21 protein-coding genes and 1 pseudogene are annotated in these 17,435 nt (G+C 72.1%); 10 read left to right on the top strand and 12 right to left on the bottom strand.

Translation table 11 applies throughout. From position 1 onward, the window contains the following. Window positions 1–96 precede the first annotated feature (96 nt). The 3 genes from ACZ63E_RS25545 to sigK form a co-directional block, all read right to left on the bottom strand. Window positions 97–1,098: a ferritin-like domain-containing protein gene (locus ACZ63E_RS25545; protein WP_465338622.1), complete on the bottom strand. Its 1,002-nt coding sequence runs from the start codon at window positions 1,096–1,098 to the stop codon at window positions 97–99. Between the two features lie 152 nt (window positions 1,099–1,250). After that, window positions 1,251–1,970, bottom strand: coding sequence for an anti-sigma factor (locus ACZ63E_RS25540; protein ID WP_465338621.1), 720 nt, complete (start codon window positions 1,968–1,970; stop codon window positions 1,251–1,253). Continuing rightward, the gene (sigK, locus tag ACZ63E_RS25535) at window positions 1,967–2,566 is read right to left on the bottom strand and encodes an ECF RNA polymerase sigma factor SigK (RefSeq protein ID WP_465338620.1); all 600 of its coding nucleotides are present in this window, start codon (window positions 2,564–2,566) and stop codon (window positions 1,967–1,969) included. The genes ACZ63E_RS25540 and sigK overlap by 4 nt, the downstream gene beginning before the upstream one ends. A gap of 214 nt (window positions 2,567–2,780) precedes the next feature. Between sigK and ACZ63E_RS25530 the strand changes: the two genes are divergently transcribed. The 3 genes from ACZ63E_RS25530 (at window position 2,781) to ACZ63E_RS25520 (ending at window position 6,183) form a co-directional block, all read left to right on the top strand. Beyond that, window positions 2,781–3,731, top strand: a complete 951-nt coding sequence (locus ACZ63E_RS25530) for a beta-ketoacyl-ACP synthase III (RefSeq protein ID WP_465338619.1) — start codon at window positions 2,781–2,783, stop codon at window positions 3,729–3,731. An 87-nt stretch (window positions 3,732–3,818) separates the two neighbouring features. Continuing rightward, window positions 3,819–5,402, top strand: coding sequence for a molybdopterin-dependent oxidoreductase (locus ACZ63E_RS25525; protein WP_465338618.1), 1,584 nt, complete (start codon window positions 3,819–3,821; stop codon window positions 5,400–5,402). Between the two features lie 112 nt (window positions 5,403–5,514). Further along, window positions 5,515–6,183 carry a fasciclin domain-containing protein gene (locus ACZ63E_RS25520; protein ID WP_465338617.1) on the top strand — a complete coding sequence of 223 codons (669 nt, stop codon included), beginning with the start codon at window positions 5,515–5,517 and terminating at the stop codon, window positions 6,181–6,183. A gap of 243 nt (window positions 6,184–6,426) precedes the next feature. On the opposite strand, the gene ACZ63E_RS25515 is transcribed toward ACZ63E_RS25520, so the two are convergent. From ACZ63E_RS25515 to ACZ63E_RS25495, 5 genes are all read right to left on the bottom strand, one after another. Next, window positions 6,427–6,600 carry a hypothetical protein gene (locus ACZ63E_RS25515; RefSeq protein WP_465338616.1) on the bottom strand — a complete coding sequence of 58 codons (174 nt, stop codon included), beginning with the start codon at window positions 6,598–6,600 and terminating at the stop codon, window positions 6,427–6,429. After that, window positions 6,597–6,911 (bottom strand): hypothetical protein, encoded by a 315-nt coding sequence (locus ACZ63E_RS25510; RefSeq protein ID WP_465338615.1) that lies wholly within the window; start codon window positions 6,909–6,911, stop codon window positions 6,597–6,599. The genes ACZ63E_RS25515 and ACZ63E_RS25510 overlap by 4 nt, the downstream gene beginning before the upstream one ends. After that, complete coding sequence (locus ACZ63E_RS25505) at window positions 6,908–7,375, bottom strand: Asp23/Gls24 family envelope stress response protein (RefSeq protein WP_465338614.1); 468 nt, start codon at window positions 7,373–7,375, stop codon at window positions 6,908–6,910. Before ACZ63E_RS25505 ends, ACZ63E_RS25510 begins: the two co-directional genes overlap by 4 nt. A gap of 138 nt (window positions 7,376–7,513) precedes the next feature. After that, on the bottom strand, window positions 7,514–8,356 hold the full coding sequence (locus ACZ63E_RS25500; RefSeq protein WP_465338613.1) for a SigB/SigF/SigG family RNA polymerase sigma factor: 843 nt from the start codon (window positions 8,354–8,356) through the stop codon (window positions 7,514–7,516). Between the two features lie 68 nt (window positions 8,357–8,424). Continuing rightward, window positions 8,425–9,201 (bottom strand): hypothetical protein, encoded by a 777-nt coding sequence (locus ACZ63E_RS25495; protein WP_465338612.1) that lies wholly within the window; start codon window positions 9,199–9,201, stop codon window positions 8,425–8,427. A gap of 77 nt (window positions 9,202–9,278) precedes the next feature. Here ACZ63E_RS25495 and ACZ63E_RS25490 point away from each other — a divergent pair, with 77 nt between their 5' ends. Continuing rightward, a complete protein-coding gene (locus tag ACZ63E_RS25490) occupies window positions 9,279–9,635 on the top strand; it encodes a hypothetical protein (protein WP_465338611.1) in 357 nt (118 codons plus the stop codon). A gap of 42 nt (window positions 9,636–9,677) precedes the next feature. Here the strand turns inward: ACZ63E_RS25490 and ACZ63E_RS25485 are convergent, their stop codons facing one another. After that, window positions 9,678–9,869: a hypothetical protein gene (locus ACZ63E_RS25485; protein WP_465338610.1), complete on the bottom strand. Its 192-nt coding sequence runs from the start codon at window positions 9,867–9,869 to the stop codon at window positions 9,678–9,680. Between the two features lie 34 nt (window positions 9,870–9,903). After that, window positions 9,904–10,266: a metalloregulator ArsR/SmtB family transcription factor gene (locus ACZ63E_RS25480; RefSeq protein ID WP_465338609.1), complete on the bottom strand. Its 363-nt coding sequence runs from the start codon at window positions 10,264–10,266 to the stop codon at window positions 9,904–9,906. Between the two features lie 84 nt (window positions 10,267–10,350). Here ACZ63E_RS25480 and ACZ63E_RS25475 point away from each other — a divergent pair, with 84 nt between their 5' ends. After that, entirely contained in the window at window positions 10,351–10,830 is a 480-nt protein-coding gene (locus ACZ63E_RS25475; protein ID WP_465338608.1) for an ArsI/CadI family heavy metal resistance metalloenzyme, read from the top strand. A gap of 178 nt (window positions 10,831–11,008) precedes the next feature. On the opposite strand, the gene ACZ63E_RS25470 is transcribed toward ACZ63E_RS25475, so the two are convergent. Together ACZ63E_RS25470 and ACZ63E_RS25465 are read right to left on the bottom strand one after the other, a co-directional pair. Beyond that, complete coding sequence (locus ACZ63E_RS25470) at window positions 11,009–11,614, bottom strand: response regulator (RefSeq protein WP_465338607.1); 606 nt, start codon at window positions 11,612–11,614, stop codon at window positions 11,009–11,011. Continuing rightward, the gene (locus tag ACZ63E_RS25465; protein ID WP_465338606.1) at window positions 11,611–12,747 is read right to left on the bottom strand and encodes a sensor histidine kinase; all 1,137 of its coding nucleotides are present in this window, start codon (window positions 12,745–12,747) and stop codon (window positions 11,611–11,613) included. The genes ACZ63E_RS25470 and ACZ63E_RS25465 overlap by 4 nt, the downstream gene beginning before the upstream one ends. A gap of 91 nt (window positions 12,748–12,838) precedes the next feature. Between ACZ63E_RS25465 and ACZ63E_RS25460 the strand changes: the two genes are divergently transcribed. The 5 genes and pseudogenes from ACZ63E_RS25460 (at window position 12,839) to ACZ63E_RS25440 (ending at window position 17,262) form a co-directional block, all read left to right on the top strand. Then, window positions 12,839–14,275, top strand: coding sequence for an alpha/beta hydrolase (locus tag ACZ63E_RS25460; RefSeq protein WP_465338605.1), 1,437 nt, complete (start codon window positions 12,839–12,841; stop codon window positions 14,273–14,275). A 116-nt stretch (window positions 14,276–14,391) separates the two neighbouring features. Further along, a complete protein-coding gene (locus tag ACZ63E_RS25455; RefSeq protein ID WP_465338604.1) occupies window positions 14,392–15,549 on the top strand; it encodes an acyl-CoA dehydrogenase family protein in 1,158 nt (385 codons plus the stop codon). A gap of 15 nt (window positions 15,550–15,564) precedes the next feature. Beyond that, window positions 15,565–16,347 (top strand): HTD2 family dehydratase, encoded by a 783-nt coding sequence (locus ACZ63E_RS25450; RefSeq protein ID WP_465338603.1) that lies wholly within the window; start codon window positions 15,565–15,567, stop codon window positions 16,345–16,347. A gap of 54 nt (window positions 16,348–16,401) precedes the next feature. Beyond that, window positions 16,402–16,650, top strand: coding sequence for an Atu4866 domain-containing protein (locus ACZ63E_RS25445; RefSeq protein WP_465338602.1), 249 nt, complete (start codon window positions 16,402–16,404; stop codon window positions 16,648–16,650). 25 nt (window positions 16,651–16,675) lie between these two features. Further along, window positions 16,676–17,262, top strand: a pseudogene (locus tag ACZ63E_RS25440) (SDR family NAD(P)-dependent oxidoreductase). The last annotated feature ends 173 nt before the right edge of the window (window positions 17,263–17,435 follow it).

Raw genomic sequence — 17,435 nt, 5'->3', positions numbered from 1 at the left:
GTTTTGACTCCATAAGACACTACCAGCGGGCATCCCGCGCCCGGCCCAGCCGGGGCCCCCCCCCCCCCCCCCCCCCCCCCCCCCACTCCGCTCCGGTCAGTTGGCGGCGCTGGTGTTCACGTCGCCGTTGACGCCCTTGGGGAAGAACCCGCCGGACTTGGCGGCCTTGTTCGTCAGGTAGACGATGTTGAGGACCTGCCCAGGCGAACGGCTGTAAGCGATGCCGTTGGCGTCGGTCGGGACGATGTTGGCGTTGCCGTGGCTGTCGATGACACCCTGGTCGTCGTCGGTGGGGCCGTCGAGGCTGTCGCGGGCGTTGGACAGCTTGACGCTGGCTTCGCGCAGGTCACGGCCGAGCAGGCCGAGCCCGAGGATGCCGCCGCTGTGCTGGTAGAGCGCGCTGCGGATGTTGGCCGCGTGGTAGGCCTCCACCGCGAGGATCCCCGCCGCCGCCTCGAGGTAGGTCTTGTTGGTGATCAGCGGCGCGGCGCCCTTGTACGCCGTGACGCCGACGTCCTCGAAGAGGAACGCCGCGAGCAGGAAGTTCTCCTCGCACGCGAACGCGTCGAAGCTGTGGCCGGGCTTGACCAGGCCGGCGGCCTGCGCGGCGGCGGTGAAGCTGGACTGCAGGTCGATCGCGGGGCGGCTGACCGCGGCCGAGCCGAGCGCGGAGCGCAGGAACTGGACGTGCGCTTTCTCGTCACCGGCGATTTCCTGGGCGTACTGCTTCGCGGCCTTCGTCGTGAACCGCACCGCCCGGCCGCCGGTGACACCGCCGCGGGTGCCGGTCCCGGTGGTCATCGAGTCGGCGAGGCCCTTGCCGGTGACGGCGTGCAGGTAGAACTCGGCTTCCAGGTACTCCAGGTTGAGCGCGAAGTTGAGGACGGCACCGTCACTGACCTCAGCGGACGCGGCGGCGGCCGCAGCCGTGGGCCGGGCGGTCGCGGCGGATGCGGTCCCGGTGGCGAGGCCGCCGAGCGCGCCCGCGCCGACCACCCCGAGCCCGGTCATCCCGGCCGCCTTGAGGAAACGGCGGCGGTCCTGGTCGTTCTCGGCGCTCCGGTTGATCATCGAAGCGGCATAACGCTTGCCAAACACGGATGAGCTCCTCCCCGCCCGCGCGGGTGCGACGGGCGACACCCGAGCCAGTCGCACCCGGGGGATGGATCCTTCGTGGACAGTCCCCTTTCGGGGCTGTGCCCGCCGCGGATGGGTGGGTTCCCGATCGGGTTTCGCGGCGCCGGGCGCGGTCAGCCCACGGCGAGGTCCGCGACCGACGGGGTGGTCGGCTGCAGCGACCCGGTGGCGGGCTCGACGGTCACCGACACACCGTCGGCGCCGGCGGGGAGCGCGACCTCGACGGTGCCCGCGGGGGCGATCAGCCCCGCCGACCGCGGCGCGCCCGAACCGGTCAGCCACACCTCGTAGGCGTGGCCGGCGTCCAGCCGCGGCAGCGCCTGCGCGGCGACGAAGACCCGGCCGAGCTGGCGGGAGGCGGTGGCGGAGACCGAGCCGCCGCCGGCCGCGGCCGCGCGCACGGTGGTCGCGTCGGACGCGGACGTCACCGCGCCGCCCTCGGCCACCGGCGCCGGACGGCCGGAGACCGACTGGTCCAGCCCGATGCTGATCCCGCCGGCGAGCACCGCCGCCGCGGCGGCGACCGACGCCACTCCGATCAGGGCCCGCTTGCGCCACGGCGAGCGTCGGACCGGGGTGGCCGGCTCGGGGGTGACGCGGGGCGGCAGCTGCCGCGTCTGGGAGATCTCGGCGAGCACCTGCCCGCGCAGGCTCGGGCCGGGAAGGACCGCCGCGGCGGCGCCCAGCAGGGCGGCGGTTGCCCGGAGCTCGGCAACCTCGTCCGCGCACGCGGGGCATTCGCTCAGGTGCCGGGTGAAAGCGGCGCGTTCGAGGTCGTCGACCGCGTCGAGGGCGTAGGCGCCGGCGAGGAGGTGGGCGTCGGCGGTGGTCATCGGTGCACTCCAAAAGCGTCGCGCAAGCGGACGAGTCCGTCCCGCATGCGGGTCTTGACGGTGCCGACCGCGACACCGAGTTTTTCGGAAACCTCCCGGCAGGTGTAACCCTGAAAGTAGGCGAGCAGGATCGACTCCCGCTGGAGGTCGGTCAGGACCGCCAGCGCGGCGCGGACCTGCACCCGGTCGAGGTGGTCCAGCGTCGCCTCGGTGACGTCGTCGTACGGGCGGCGCAGGTCCAGCCGGTCGGCCCGCTCTTCCCGGTCGACGCCGGCCTGCTCGGACCGGACCCGGTCGATCGCGCGCCGGTGGGCGATGGTCAGCGCCCAGGTCTGCACGCGTCCACGCGCGGCGTCGAACGCTGCCGCCTTGCGCCAGATCTCGAGCAGGACCTCCTGGGTGACCTCCTCCGCATACGCCCGGGAGCGCAGCACCTGGAACACGGTGCCGAAGATCGGCCCGGCCAGCTGGTCGTACAGCGCGGCGAAGGCCTGCTCGTCCCCGAGCGCGGCGCGGGCGAGCAGCTGTTCCGGTGTGCTTTCCGGTTCCGGCGCCGGTGCGGCGCCGGTGCGGTACGCGACTGCGCGGGCGGTCATGGCACCTGTCCTTCCCGGCGGGCGCCGAGTCACGTGCCGCGGTCGGCGGCATGTCACCAGGAGTTCGTCCCGGCCGGTCCCAGCGGATTGGTGTGGTGCGGAGAAATCCGGCTGGTCACCCACACGGAGGAGCGCATCGTGGCTGTCCACAATGGATCAGGCAAGCCGGGCCGCCGTCGGGTCCGAACGGGAGGAGGACTGATGAGGAGAAACGATGGCAGGCTCGAAAGTGGTCTCGTCCGGGCACTACCAGCCGAGCCGGACGGTGACGAACGACGAGCTGGCGGACCGGCTGGGAACGTCGGACGCGTGGATCCGCGAGCGGGTGGGGGTGCGCACCCGCCGGGTCGCGGCCCCCGGTGACTCGGTCGCCGACATGGCGACGGCCGCCGCGGGCGCCGCTCTGCGGCGGTCCGGCCACAGCGCCGCCGACGTCGACCTGGTGATCGTCGCCACGTGCACCGCGTTCGACCGGATGCCCAGCATCGCCTGCCGGGTCGCCGAGCGGCTGGGGATCACCGCGCCCGGGGCGTTCGACCTCAACGCGGCGTGCTCGGGCTTCTCCTACGCGCTGGCCGCGGCCGACCACGCCATCCGGGCGGGCGCCGCGACCCGGGCGATCGTGGTCGGCGCCGAAAAGATGAGCGACTTCCTCGACTGGACCGACCGGTCGACGTGCGTGATCTTCGGCGACGCCGCGGGCGCCGCCGTCGTCGAGCGGGCTTCGGCCGGTATCGGGCCGGTGGTGTGGGGCTCGGACCCGGCCCAAGGGCACTGCATCACGCTCGAAGCGGCCGGGCCCAGGGCGCTGCCCGCGGTGTTCCGACAGGAGGGGCAGGCGGTGTTCCGGTGGGCCACCACCGCACTGGCCCCGATCGCCCGCGAGGCGTGCCGCCGCGCCGGCGTCGACCCGGGCGCGCTGGGCGGTGTGGTCACCCACCAGGCCAACGTCCGCATCATCACCGCGCTGGCCCGCAAGATCGGGGCGACCGGCGCGGTGATCGCGACCGACGTCGTGGAGTCCGGCAACACCTCGGCCGCGAGCATCCCGCTCGCGCTGTCGAAGCTCGTCGAGCGGCGGGAGATCCCGGCGGGCGCGCCGGTGCTGCTGTTCGGGTTCGGCGCCGGGCTGACCTACGCCGGCCAGGTCATCACCTGCCCGTGAGTGCCAAAGAATTCTTGTGCTCGGACGAATCACTCTTTCGTGGACAGCCGGACCAATACTTCGGTCGGGCCGCGTCGAACTACCGGTATGACCGCCACCGAGCTCGAGATTCCGGAAGCTCCGTCACAGCCGCCACGTGCCCGCCTTCGGTTCTTCGCGGCCGCGTTCACCGGAGTTCTCGCCCTCGCCGCGGCGCTGGCGGCCGGGCACCTGGTCGCGGGCTTCATCAGCATCAACGCCTCGCCCTACCTCGCGGTCGGCAACGGCGCCATCGACCTCACCCCGGTCGAGCTGAAGGACTTCGCCGTCCGCACCTTCGGCACCTACGACAAACTGGTGCTGCTGGGCAGCATGGCCGTGGTGATGGTCGGGGTGGCCGCGCTGGCCGGTGTCCTTTCGCGACGTTCGCCGGTGCCGGGCACCGTCCTCATCGCCGTGTTCGGCCTGGTCGGCGTCTTCGCCGTCTACGAACGTCCCGACCTGACCCTCGTGGCGCTGCTCGCCCCGATCGCGAGTCTCTTCGTGGGTGTCGCCGTTTTCCTGCTGCTGCGCCGGATCGCGCCTCGTGTGTGGCGGGAGCCGGACTCGGACGAGAAGACCGGGACGTCGCGGCGGTCGTTCCTGCTCGGCGGCGCCGGGGTCGTCGTCGGTGCCGGTGCGGCGGGTCTGGGCGGTCAGCTGATCAGTTCTTCGCGTGACGCCACGGCGTCCCGTGAAGCGGTCGGCAAGCTGGTCCCGGCGCGGACCGCGCCGATGATCCCGGCCGACGCCGACTTCTCGAAGCTCGGCACGCCGCCGTTCCTGACGCCGAACGACAAGTTCTACCGCGTGGACACGGCGTTGTCGGTGCCGCAGGTGCGGACCGAGGACTGGAGCCTGCGACTGCACGGCATGGTCGACCGCGAAGTCCGCTACAGCTACAACGACATCCGCAACCGGCCCCTGGTGGAGCGGACCGTCACGATGACCTGTGTGTCCAACGAGGTCGGTGGCGACTACGTGTCGACGTCGAACTTCATCGGTGTCGACCTGGCCGACCTGCTCGCCGAAGCGGGCGTGAAACCCGGCGCCGAGCAGCTGTTCTGCACCAGTGTGGACGGTTGGACCTCCGGGACGCCGGTCGCGGCGGCGGCGGACCGCAACCGGGGTGCGATGCTGGCCATCGGGATGAACGGCGAGCCGTTGCCGCTGGAACACGGCTTCCCGGCGCGGCTGGTCACCCCCGGGCTGTACGGATACGTGTCGGCGACGAAGTGGGTCGTGGACATCGAAGTCACCACCTGGGCCGCACGCCAGGCCTACTGGCTCAAACGGAGCTGGAGCCGGGAAGCGCCGATCAAGACCGAGTCGCGGATCGACTCGCACCGCGGCTTCGCCAACGTCCAAAAAGGAAAGGTCCGCGTCGCCGGGGTGGCGTGGGCCCAGCACACCGGGATCGACAAGGTCGAAGTCCGCATCGACCAGGGCCCCTGGCAGGAAACCACGCTGTCCCAGCAGGTGAACCTCAACACGTGGCGGATGTGGTGGACCGAGATCGACCTGCCGTCCGGGGTGCACCAGGTGTTCTGCCGCGCCACGGACAAGTCCGGCTACACGCAGACCGAAGAGCGCGCGGGCACGGTGCCCAACGGCGCGACCGGCTGGCACAACGTCACCTTCACCGCCGCCTGAGAATTTCTTCCGATCCACCAATCCGGTTCCCGTCGGGCGCCGAATAGTCAGCAACGAGAGGTTCTCGCCACTTCGGCAACCTCAGCCGCGTAATCAATTGGAGTGATTTTTCGTGCGTAACCTTCGTATTGCCGGAATCGGCCTGACCGCGGCCGCCGCGCTGACCCTGACCGCCTGCGGCAGCAGCGACACCGCCTCCTCGGGTTCCTCGAGCGCCCCGGCTCCGTCGTCCTCGATGGCCGCCCCGTCCTCCAGCGCCGCCGCCGGTGGCGATGGCATGACGACCAACGCCGACGTCTTCGGTCCGGCCTGTTCGCAGCTGCCGCAGGGTTCGGCCCCGGGTTCGCTGGACTCGATGGGCCCGCAGCCGGTCGCGTCGGCCGCGTCGACGAACCCGCTGCTGACCAAGCTGGTCGCCGCGGTGAAGGCCACCAACCTGGTGGACACGCTCAACAGCGCGCCGTCGATCACGGTGTTCGCGCCGGCCGACCCGGCGTTCGCCGCGCTGGGTGACGCGAAGTTCGCGGAGCTGGCGGGCAAGCCGGCCGAGCTGTCGCCGATCCTGCAGTACCACGTCGTCGGCAAGCGTTACGACGCCAAGGGTCTCGAGGGCGCCGGCACGCTGGAGTCGCTCAACACCGCCGGTGGGCCGCTGAAGATCGAGGGCTCGGGCGAGAACATGACCGTCAACGGCGCGAAGATCCTGTGCGGCAACATCCCCACCAAGAACGCCACGGTCTTCGTGATCGACAAGGTGCTCACCCCGGGCACCAAAAAGTAACACCGGCTTGGCCATCGACGGGTGGCCGGCACCGGGCGGCTGCCCCGGACTCCACAGACCTTCCTGGAGCCCGGGGCGGCCGTCCTTTCCTGTCCGGGCTCGGAGAGGGACCACAGTCTGGCGGCGGGTTGCAGGAGATCCGCCGCCGGGGACGCCGAAGCGGCGGCGTCCGCCGGTCGTCGCCACCGCCGGATCACTCCAGGGTCGTGGCGGCGGCCGGCCTTTTTGCCCGACGGTGAGACGTCAGCGGTCCCGGCCCGAGAGCGCGGAGATGTCCAGCTTGCCGTCGAGGAACCGGCCGACCAGCAGGCCGAGCCCGCCGAGGACGAGGACCACGAGGAAGGCGCCGAAGCCACCGAATGCGGCGGCGAGGCCCAGGACGAGGCCGGTCACCAGGCCGATCAGAGTGTGGTTCACGGGATCTCCTTCACAGCGGCGGCGACCACGGTCGCGGCCGGTCCGGCGATGTCGCCGATGTGGACGTGCACCGGCCGGTCGACCGGCCCGAGGGCGCCGCGGACCGCCGCGCCGATCTCGGCGGCGGTGGCCGGGTACCGGCCGGTGACGCCGACGGTGATCTCCCCGGGCCGGATCCGAACGCCGGGGACGCGGCGGCCCGGCAAGAGCGTGGCGATCTCGCCGAAGTGGCCGCTGTGCAGGGCCGCCACCTGCGGGAGCGCCGTCACGAGCGTGGCGAGGGCGGCGGCGTCCGCGGCGCCGCCGGTCACCGGACCCGGCCGGTCTCGGCCGTGTCGGCGCTCTCTTCGTCACCGGGGAGGTGGACGTCGGAGATACCGATGTTGACCTCGACGACCTCGAGGCCGGTGATCGTTTCGACCGCTGTGATGACGTTGCGCCGCACCGCGCGGGCGACGTCGGTGATGGAGACGCCGTATTCGACGAGGATCTGCAGGTCGATCGCGGCCTGCCGCTCGCCGACCTCGACAGCCACCCCCTGGCCGGCCGAGGCGGTCGCGCCGGGGATCCGCTCGCGCAGGGCGTTGAACGCCCGCGAAGCGCCGCCGCCGAGAGCGTGGACGCCGGCGATCTCGCGGGTGGCGAGGCCGGCGACCTTCTGAACGACGACGTCGGAGATGGTCGTGACACCGTGCGCGGAGGACAGGGCGCCGGTTTCGCGCTCGACCACGGTGGCGTCCGAGGTCTTTTTGGTGGTGCTGGCCGGGTTCGTCATGGGAGCTCCTCCGGGTCCGGCGCGGGCAGGTCCCCCCGCTGGTCACCTGATGGACCCGGCCGGTCGGAGAACGTCACGAGCCGGAGGACGTGGGGCATCTCTCGCCGACGTGAGGTTTGGACCGCCGAGTTCCTGGTTTCACTCCGCGAGCTGCTCGCGCAGCTCGCGGAGAATCTTGGTGAGCAGCCGGGAAACCTGCATCTGCGAGACGCCGATCCGGGCCGCGATCTGCGACTGGCTCAGCTCGTCGAAGAACCGCATCGTGACGATCGCGCGTTCCCGCTCCGGCAGCCGCCTCAGCAGCGGCGCCATGGTTTCGTGGTCGTCGACGAGCTCGATCCGCGCGTCGAGCTCACCCATCGAATCGGCCAGGGCCGCCGTGCCCTCGCCGTCCCCGATCGGGCGGTCCAGCGACGACGTCTCGTAGCAGTTCGCCGCGAGCAGCCCCTCGCGGACGGTCTCGACGTCGATGCCGAGGTGACCGGCGAGCTCACTCGGCGTCGGGGCGCGGCCGAGGGATTGCGCGAGCTGCGTGGTCCCCTGGGCAAGCTGGGCACTCAGCTCCTTCAACGCTCGGGGGACCCGCATCGACCAGCCGGTGTCGCGGAAGAACCGGCGGACCTCACCCATCACGGTCGGCACCGCGAAGGGCAGGAAATCCGCTCCCTGCGCGGGATCGAACCGGTCGACGGCCTTCACCAGCCCGACGCGGGCGATCTGCACCAGGTCGTCGTGCGGCTGGCCGCGGCCGCCGAACCGCCTGGCGACGTGCTCGGCGAGGGGCAGGTGCTCGAGGATCAGCCGCTCACGCAGCCGCGCCCGGCCCGGATGACCGTCGGGGAGCGCGGCGAATTCGTCGAACAACGGCCGGCAGCGGGTGTAGTCGTCCCTCCGGCGATCGCGCGGCGTAGGGTCGCGGACCTCGCTCGGCGCCGGCTGGGCCGGACGCTCCAGCGTCGGCGTGGCGCTGCGCGCTGCCATGCGGTCTCCTGTCGTCGCGGCGGAGGTACCCACGACCGAGGTGCGCACAAACATGAACGGGCGCCACGTCACAGGTAGTCGCGCAGCGCGCTGACTTCCAGGAGCATCAGCTCCGCGTCCTGCAGCGGGTCGGCCCAGCGGGTCGCGGTGGCGGCCGGCCGGGGCGCGGGCCGGTTCGGGTCCACTTTGAACTCGATCGCGTCGGCCGCCCCCTTGATCGTGCGGAGCTGTTCTTCGAGCGAACCGAGTTCGCGTTCGCCGGCGGTGATGCCGCGGCCGGCTTCGGCGCGGCTCGCCGCATCGACTCCGCGCCGCTTGTCCTCGGCCTGTTCCGTTTTTGCGGACTCGAGCTGGAGCGCCCGGCGCGCCGCGTTCCACACGACGTGCGCCAGCCGCCGGTCGGTGTCGAACGCGCCGGTGCGCCATGCGGTCGTCTTCGCGATTCGCTCGCCCAGCGCGCAGATGCGCATGGCCTGGTCCTGGCCGTCGCTCACCTGGACCGACGGGTCACCGCCCGTCCGCTTGCGGTGTTTTTCCACGACGTCGCCGGCGTCGAAGGCCAGTTCGAACCCGACGAGGACCAGGCCGGCGCCGACACCGAGGACGACCCACAGCACGACCGACCAGAAGGCGCCGCTGGAGAAGAAGAACGGGAAGGCGATGGCCGGCGCCAGGACGAGCACGATGGCGATGAGCCCGAGGAGCTCGTCACGGCGGTGGGTCAGCCCGCCGGCCGGGGTCAGGGTGTGCCCCGCGGCCAGCAGCCGCGGATCGAAGACGCGGTAGCCGGACTCCGTGCGGATCATGGAGGGCAACGCGGTGACCTGCGCGTCGGGTCCGTCCATCGGGTCCTCCCCGGGTGGTTGCGTTTCCCGGTGGTGCTCGGTGACCATGGTCCCAGATCCGGCCCCGGGGAGGCAGCGTGATCGACCGCGAAGCCCCGTTGCTCGCGGCGCTGGTGGTGCTGACCGTGCTCGCCGTGGAGGCCGACCCGGCGGTGCTGCCGGTCCTGCTGTCGGTCGGCCAGCGCCTCGCCGACACGACGTTCACCGGCTGGGAGGCCGAGGACGTCCGGGACCGGCAGCGGCAGCTCGACGACGCCCGCGACGACCGGCGCCGCACCCGGCGGCAGCCGGCCGGGCGCTCGTGGCCGTGGCCGGGTTCGGTGGTGGGCTCGCCGCGACGTTCGGCGTGCTCGGCGCGTCCTGGCCGGCTGGTTGGGGGATTCGCCTGCTGGTCGCCGGCCTGTCCTGCGGCGCCCTGGTCGCCCTCGAGGTGACGGCGGTCGCGGCCGGGCGGCTGGACGTCACGAAAGCCAATCTCACCGGCGCGCAGCGGCGGCACCGGCGAGCCGGCGGATCAGCCGGAGGACGTCGGGGAGCAGGCGTAGTGCTTCGCGCAGCGCTCCCCGCCGCGGTCGGACGACCAGGAGGGCCGCGACGAGGGCGAGCCAGGTCACGATCAGCGCGGCCGCGATGCCGATGAGGAGGTCCCACCCGAACGAACCGGTCATCGCCGGCGGTCGCCGCGGCACGTCGGTGCGTCGGTCATGCCGGAACCGGGGAGTCGCCGGTGACGAGCACGGCCGAGAGGCGGGCCAGCACCTCGGGGTGGACGCGGTAGTACACCCAGGTCCCGCGGCGCTCGCCGGTGATCAGCCCGGATTCGCGCAGCACCTTGAGGTGGTGGGAGATGGTCGGGCCGGTCAGGTCGAACGCGTCGGTCAGATCGCACACGCACGCTTCGCCGCCCGCGTGGGAGGCGATCAGCGACAGCAGGCGCAGCCGGACCGGGTCGGCCATCGCCTTGAACAGCTTCGCCAGCTCGACCGCCTGGTCGGCGGACAAGGGTTCGCGGGCCAGCGGGGAGCAGCACTCGTCCGGCGCGACGATCGGGAGCTGTTTCGGCATGCGTCTATGTTGACAGATGTCTATCTAGAGAGCAATCTAAGTCGCGTCGCTGATTCGATGAACGTCTATCCAAGGAGGACCGGGATGTCACGGGTACAGCTCGCGCTGCGCGTCGGAGACCTCGAAGGCTCGATCGACTTCTACTCGAAGCTGTTCGGCGCCGAGCCGGCCAAGCTCCGGCCCGGTTACGCGAACTTCGCGATCACCGAGCCCGCGCTCAAGCTCGTGCTGCTGGAGGGGGAGCCGGGCCAGGCGACGGTCATGGACCACCTCGGCGTCGAGGTCAAGTCGGCCGACCAGGTCAGCGAGGCCAGCAAGCGCCTGACGGGGGAGGGACTGGAGACTCTGACCGAGGACAACACGACGTGCTGCTACGCCGTGCAGGACAAGGTGTGGGTGCACGGTCCCGGCCAGGAGCCGTGGGAGATCTACACCGTGAAGGCCGATTCGCCGGCCTTCGGCACCGACAGCGCAGCCATCGCCACTCCGGCCACGTGCTGCACGCCCGACGCGGAGACCGGCCAGGTCGACAAAGCCGCTCAGCCCGAAGGCTGCTGCTCCTGACCGCTGCGGCGACGGTGAACCCACGCGGAGTACCGGGAAAGCGGCCGCCGAGCAGCAGCTGCAGCTTGCTTGATGGACGTATGCCCGGACGGCGTCGCGGCCTCGGACGACCCGGTGCCGGCGTTCCGGCCCCAGGCCTATTCGATCTCCGCGGAGCGGCGCCTGTCCTGAGCCGGGCTCAGAGCCAGCCGTTGGTCTCGGCGAGGCGGGCGGCTTCGGCCCGGGTGCGGGCTTCGGTCTTGCCGATCGCCGAGGAGAGGTGGTTGCGGACCGTTCCGGCGGTGAGGTCGAGCGTCTTCGCGATGTCCGCCACGGTGCCGCCCTCGGCCGTTGCGCGCAGGACGTCGGCTTCGCGGTCCGTCAGGGGGCTCGTGCCGATGGCCAGGGACTCGGCCGCGAGCGCCGGGTCGATGAAGCGCAGTCCGGCGTGGACCCGGCGGATCGCGTTGAGCAGCTGCTCCGGCCGCGAATCCTTGACGACGAACCCGGCCGCGCCCGCGGACATCGCGCGGGCGAGGTACCCGGGGCGGCTGAAGGTCGTGCAGATCAGGACGCGGCACGCCGGCAGCGCGTGCCGGAGCTCGGCGGTGACGGCGAGCCCGTCGCGGCCGGGCATCTGCACGTCGAGCAGGGCCAGATCGGGCTGCGTGCGCTGGGCCGCGGGGAGGACCTCGGTGCCCGAGCCGACCTCGGCGACGACCTCGATGTCCGGTTCGAGGCGGAGCATGGACACCAGCGCGCCGCGGACGAGGGCCTGGTCGTCGGCCAGCAGGACGCGGATCACGCGGCGCCCGCCTCGGCGAAGACCCGGTAGCCGCCGCGCGGGCCGCGGCCGTGTTCGAGCCGGCCCGAGATCGCGGCCAGCCGTTCGGCGAGCCCGGTCAGGCCGTGCCCGGCCGCCGGTTCGGTGGTGACCGTGCCGTCGTCGGTGACCTCGACCCAGCCGGGGCCGAGCCGGACGCGGCAGTGCCCGGCGTCGGAGTGGCGCAGCACATTGGTGACCGCTTCCCTGACGACGTAACCGAAAACGCCCCGCAGCTCCGGCTCGACGTCGTCGGCCGACGACGGCAGCTCGGCCTGGACGCCCGCGGCCCGCAAGGCCAGGCGGGCGCCGGAGAGCTCGGCGGCGAGCGACACTTCTCGATACCCCGAGACGGTGGCGCGGACGTCGGCGAGCGACTGGTGGCACAGGGTTTCCAGGTCGCGGACCTCGCTCAGCGCGAGCCCGGGGTCGGCCGCCGACTCCAGGATCCGCCGGGCGAGCCCGAGCTTGACGGCCATCGTCGAAAGGTTGTGGCCGAGGATGTCGTGCAGCTCACGCGCGACGCGTTCGCGTTCGGAGTCCACGGCCAGCCGCCGGATCTGCGCGCGGGCGACCCGCAGGTGCCCGACGGTGAACGTCAGCGCGAAGACCACCCCGAGCGCCGCGGTGACCCCGCCGAGCGCCGCGACCTGGCTCCAGCTCACGTGCCCCGGCCCGGCTCGCATCCAGACGAGCTGGGCCGCCGCCGTCGCGAACCCGAGCGGGACCGAGTAGCACAGCGGCAGCAGCATCAGGCCGAGCGCGACGGCGAAGGTCAGATCCGTCAGGTACTCGGGCGACCCGAGGAGCAGGGCGGGGGTGAGGCCGAAGCCGAACACCACGGCCACCAGGACCGTCCGCTGCCGCCGGGGCGCCGCCGGCCCGGTCCACAGCGCGAAGACGTAGTCGGCGCCGTAACAGGTGATCGCGGCGAGCGCGAGCACCGTGCGCGCCGTACCGTGCGATCCGTGGACGATCATCGAAACCCGGGGGATCAGCACCAGCAGCGCGAGACCGTTCACCACGACGGGGGCGACCCGGCGCCGCCGGTTCGCCCAGAAACTCCAGTCCGGCCACTGCCGCACGGAAAACCGGCCGGGATCACGCTCGCTCACCCCGTCACCCTAGGCAGGACCGGCCGCGAACGCCCTATGACAGATGGCACGGGGCGCTCCGGCCGCGCGGTGGTGCGGTGAAACCATGGTGATGAAAACGAAGATCTTGCCGGCGGCGCTCGCCGTCGCCGCGGTGGTTTCGGGTGTGTCCGCAGCGGACGCGACAAGCGCGGCTCCGGTGGCGTGGGGGCCGTGTCCGGCCGACGTCGCGAAGCCCGGCCTGCAGTGCGCGAACCTCGACGTGCCCCTGGACTACCGTCACCCGGACGGGCGAAAGATCAGCGTCGCGATCTCACGGCTGGCGAGCGCGAAGCCCGCCCAGCGCCGCGGTGTCCTGCTGGTCAACCAGGGTGGCCCCGGCCTCGACGGCCTGAGCTTCCCGGGCACGCTCGTGGCATCGGGACTGCCGCAGCAGGTGCGCGACGCCTACGACGTGATCGGGTTCGACCCACGCGGGATCGGCCACAGCACCCCGGTGACCTGCGACCTGACGCCCGAGCAGCGCACGACGAGCGTGAACCCGCCCTTCCCGCACGGCCCGGCGGACGTCGCGAAGGCGGCCGAGGCCGCCAAAACCGTCGCCCGGCAGTGTCTGACGTCGAAAACGGCGTCCATGCTGCCGTTCGTCACCACCGCGAACACCGCGCGCGACATGGACCGGATCCGGACGGCGCTGGGTGAGCCGAAGCTGTCGTACTACGGCGATTCCTACGGGACGTACCTCGGTGCGGTGTACACGACGCTGTTCCCCGAGCGCAGCGACCGGATCGTGCTGGACAGCAGCCTCGGGCCGGAGGGCTACGACGTCGAAGCGCTGCGGAGCCAGGGTCTCGGCTTCGAAACCCGCTTCCCGGAGTTCGCGAAGATCGCCGCGGCCGACCCGGGCCAGTACGGCCTGGGCACGAGCCCGGCGGGCGTGAAGGCGAAGTACTTCGAGCTCGCCGAGCGCCTGGACCGGGCTCCGGAGCAGGGGTACGACGGCACGACGTTCCGCACGCTCACCGCGGCCCTGCTCCGCGCGGACGTCACGTTGCCCGCCATCGCGAAGTTCTGGCACAAGTTCGACGGGACCGGGGCGTCGCCGTCCACGGCGGCCGCCGCGGATACCGACAACTTCGCGTCGGGGTACCTCGCGGTGGTCTGCGGTGATTCGCGGTGGCCGCAGTCGGTGGCGACCTACCAGCGCAACGTCGAGGTCGATCGGATCCGCTACCCGATGTACGGCCCGTACGCGGCGAACATCCGGCCGTGCGCGTTCTGGCCGTCACCGGCCGAGCCGCGGGTGCGGATCACCGATCACGGCCCGGCGAACGTGCTGATGCTGCAGAACCTCCGCGACCCGGCGACGCCGATGCCCGGCGCATTGCGTCTCCGCGCGGCGTTCGGCGACCGCGCCCGCTTGGTGACGGCTGACCAGGGCGGCCACGTGGCGTACCTCAACGGCGCGAACCAGTGCGGCAACACCGCGGTGAGCGACTACCTGGCCACCGGCAAGCGCCCGGCGCACGACACGTTCTGCCCGGCCTGAGCGACGGCGTTCGTCAGGTGGTCGGCCCTCCGCGTCTGGAGCTGCGCGGAGGGCCGGCGTCGTTCACCGGCGATGATGGGGTGAGCAGACCGGCCGGCCGCAGAGAGGAAGTCGTCATGGACGGGCTCACCGAAGAGGAAGAGGCGATCGTCGCCGTGGTGGGGGCGTTTGTCGACCGGGAGGTGCGGCCTGTCGCGCAGGAGCTCGACCACGGCGACGTCTACCCGGAGAAGCTCATCGGCCAGATGAAGGAGATGGGCATCTTCGGCCTCGCGATCCCCGAGCCGTGGGGCGAGACGCACGTCTCCGCGCGGTGCTACGCCGCCGTCACCGAGGAGCTGTCGCGCGGCTGGATGAGCCTCGCCGGGGCGATGGGCGGGCACACCGTCGTCGCGAAGCTCCTGCTCGACCACGGCACACCCGAGCAGAAAGACGCCTACCTGCCGAAGATGGCGACCGGCGAGATCCGCGCGACGATGGCCCTGACCGAACCCGGCGGCGGCTCCGACCTGCAGGCCCTGCGCACCACGGCCCGCCGCGACGGCGACGCCTACGTCGTCAACGGCTCGAAGACGTGGATCACGAACGCCCGCCGGTCGCAGCTGATCGCGTTGCTGTGCAAGACCGATCCCGCCGCGGAACCCGCGCACGGCGGCATCAGCATCCTGCTCGCCGAGCCCGGCCCCGGCTTCCACGTCTCGCGCGACCTGCCGAAGCTCGGCTACAAGGGCGTCGAGAGCTGCGAGCTGGCCTTCGACGACTTCCGTGTCCCGGCGACGGCGTTGCTCGGCGCGGAAGAGGGCCACGGGTTCACGCAGATGATGCGCGGGCTCGAAATCGGCCGCATCCAGGTCGCCTGCCGCGCGCTGGGCGTCGGGCGCGCAGCTCTCGAGGACTCGCTGCGCTACGCCCAGGAACGCGAGAGCTTCGGCAAGCCGATCTGGCAGCATCAGTCGGTCGGCAACCTGCTCGCCGACATGGCCACGAAGCTCGAGGCCGCGCGCCAGCTGGTGCACCACGCCGCCCGCCGGTACGACTCCGGCGAGCGCGCCGACCTGGAGGCCGGGATGGCGAAGCTCTTCGCGTCCGAGACGGCGATGCAGATCGCACTCGACGCCGTGCGGATCCACGGCGGCTACGGCTACTCCACGGAGTTCGACGTCGAGCGGTACTTCCGCGACGCACCCCTGATGATCGTCGGGGAGGGCACGAACGAGATCCAGCGGACCGTGATCGCGCGCCAGCTGGTCAAACGCCACCCGATTCCGTCCTGAGCCGGAAGGACAAGCATGGAGCTGATCCAGCCCGAGCCGGCCGAGGCGCTCGCCGCGCTGCTCGGCGTGCCGATGCCCGACGTCGAGGCGGGCCTTCCCCTGCTGTGGCACTGGCTGTACCTGCTCGACCGGCCCGCGCAGGCGGACCTGGGCCCGGACGGCCACCCGGTGCGGGGCACCGTCCTGGCCCCGCCGGGACCGGGCCGGCGGCGCATGTGGGCGGGCGGCCGGGTCCGGACGTCCGGGGCGCTGCGGTGCGGCGAGCCCGCCACCCGGCACTCGGAAGTCCTGTCCACGACGGAGAAGCACGGCCGGTCGGGCGCGCTGACCTTTGTTGTGGTCGCCCACCGGATCCGGCAGCGCGGCCAGGTTGTGGTCGACGAGCGGCAGGACGTCGTCTACCGCGATGAGTCGAGTGCCTTGGCCGCCTCCGACGAGGGCCCGGAGGTCCCGCCCGCCGAGGGCGAGTGGGCAATCGACGTGACGCCGACGCTGCTGTTCCGCTTCTCGGCGTTGACGTACAACGCGCACCGCATCCACTACGACCGCGACTACAGCCGCGACGTCGAGGGTTACCCCGGCCTGCTCACCCACGGCCCGCTCCAGGCCCTCGCCATGGCGGAAGCGGCCCGGGCGAGGGGCGCCACCGGCGACCTGGACTTCGAGTACCGGCTCGTGGCGCCGCTGTTCGATCACCAGGGCCTGATCGCCCGCGCCGACGGCGCCACGACGTCGGTCCGCGACCGCCACGGACGGCAGACCGCGACCGGGACGCTGCGGCCCGGTCGAGGGGAGTGAACCTGGGAGTAACTCTCCCTGGTTCGCCCGCGGCGGACCGGCGACGCTGGAGGCATGGACAACGAAGCAACTCCCGTCGTCGGAATGTGGGTGACGGCTGACGGCCACATCCGCCAGGAACTGCTCCCGGACGGCCGCTACGACGAAGCGCGCGGCACCCGGAAGAGCGCCTACACCGGCAGGTACACGGTCACGGGCACCCACCTCGACTACGTGGACGACACCGGCTTCACCGCAACCGGCGACATTCGCGACGGCGTGCTGTACCACGAGCACCTGGTTCTCTACCGCGAAGACGGCTGACGGTTCAGGCGAGCAGACTGACCGGATGGATCTTCACCTCACGGGCAAACGAGCGCTGGTCACCGGCGCGTCGAAAGGCATCGGCGCGGCGATCGCCGAGGCGTTGGCCGCCGAAGGCTGTGCCCTGCAGCTGGCCGCGCGCAACGGCGAGGCGCTGGAAGAACGAGCGGCCGGGGCCGTCGACGTCCTCGTCAACAACGCCGGTGACATTCCCGCCGGCACGCTCGAGGACGTCGGGCCCGAGCGGTGGCGGCACGCGTGGGAACTCAAGGTCTTCGGCTACATCGACCTCGTCCGGCTCGTGTACCCGCGGCTGCGCGAGCGGGGCCGCGGGGTGGTCGTCAACGTCATCGGCACCGGCGGTGAGCAGCCGACCGCCGGCTACATCGCCGGTGGCGCGGGCAACGCGGCGCTGATGGCCTTCACCAAGGCGCTCGGCGGCGAAGGCCCGCGTCACGGCGTACGCGTTCGGCGTTCGCCGCGCTGCCCTCGGGGCGGGCCGCCGAGCCCGGTGAGGTCGCGGACCTGGTCGCGTTCCTCGCGTCCGAGCGGGCCGGCTACATCAGCGGGACGATCGTCACCATCGACGGCGGCCTGACAGCGGCGCGCTAGCGGCGGTCACTGCGGGTTCGTCTGCCAGGCGGTGATCCGGCCGCTGATCGTGATGACCAGCGCGGCGGGGGGGGGGGGGGGGGGGGGGTGGAGGGGGGGGGGGGGGGGGGGGGGGGGGGGGGGGGTGGGGGGGGGGGGGGGGAAGAAGGAAGGAAAAGAGGTGCGTAGGGAGG

The sequence above is a fragment of the Amycolatopsis sp. NPDC104819 genome, assembly GCF_055583145.1.
The sequence above is the reverse complement of the archived record's forward strand: the minus strand, read 5'-3'. Positions and strand labels throughout refer to the sequence as shown.